Source organism: Candidatus Paracaedibacter symbiosus (assembly GCF_000757605.1).
Lineage (GTDB): Bacteria > Pseudomonadota > Alphaproteobacteria > Paracaedibacterales > Paracaedibacteraceae > Paracaedibacter_A > Paracaedibacter_A symbiosus.
Genome location: NZ_JQAK01000036.1, coordinates 2,350 through 3,152 on the forward strand (window position 1 = coordinate 2,350; position 803 = coordinate 3,152).

At 40.5% G+C, this 803-nt stretch carries 1 protein-coding gene; it reads right to left on the reverse strand.

Annotation, left to right across the window (positions count from 1 at the left end; all coding sequences use genetic code 11):
• Positions 1-2 precede the first annotated feature (2 nt).
• Entirely contained in the window at positions 3-695 is a 693-nt protein-coding gene (locus IG80_RS0112025) for a toxin-antitoxin system YwqK family antitoxin (RefSeq protein WP_032114265.1), read from the reverse strand.
• Positions 696-803 lie beyond the last annotated feature (108 nt).

An 803-nucleotide genomic window follows, 5' to 3' on the forward strand; every position in this document is an offset into this window, starting at 1 on the left:
CTCTAACTTGATTTTATCAAAGACCCATCCTTGGGAGAATAAATATAAGGGCCTTCAATGCGTTTACCTTTCTCATATACCATATAAGAAGCAACATTTCCGTTTTCAAAATACTTCGTCGAATTTCCTTGCAGAAGCCCTTGTTCATAAGCTTCTGTTTGTAAAAGATTCCCTGATGGGTAATAAGCCTTCATAATGCCGTGCTTAATGCCCTTTTCATAGGGAATAGTTGCCGTAATGTAACCTAAGGGATTGTAGGTGATCATTTCCCCATGCATTTTCCCTTCGATATAAGGAACTTCATGTTGAAGAGCGCCCCCTTTCGTATAAAATTTCGCAACCCCATGAATCTTTCCTTTTCGATAGGGAATTTCTGCTGAAATTATTCCTTTCTCATAGGTTTCAGCTAATCCCTCCAAAAGTCCTTCTTTAAAGTGATATTTACGGTGCGGTTTCCCTTCTTTATCGTAAACAAGAGTGGGGCCTTCCCGTAAACCATTCGAGAAGGTCGCTCGTTTAGTAATATTTCCTTTATTATCATAATATTCAGCAACTCCATTTCGTTGCCCCTCTTTAAAAGGAATCCGTCTTAATAGCTTTCCTTTTGCCGTTTTCATCTCTTGAACACTATCAAGAATCTCTGCGGTTTTTTGGCTCGCCGGAAGTTGCATTTGTTGAAGTTGCGTGTTGCTCATTTTCTTCTCTATTTTTAAGCTAATGTAACTGCTGCGCCTGTTATCTGAGTACTGCCTTCTCCTCCTATGGTTGCTGTAGCCTCACCTGCAACTGTGACAACGGCTCCT

Excerpts from the sequence above, each read along its gene's own strand:
- IG80_RS0112025 (WP_032114265.1), bottom strand. The coding sequence starts at position 695 with ATGAGCAACACGCAACTTCAACAAATGCAACTTCCGGCGAGCCAAAAA.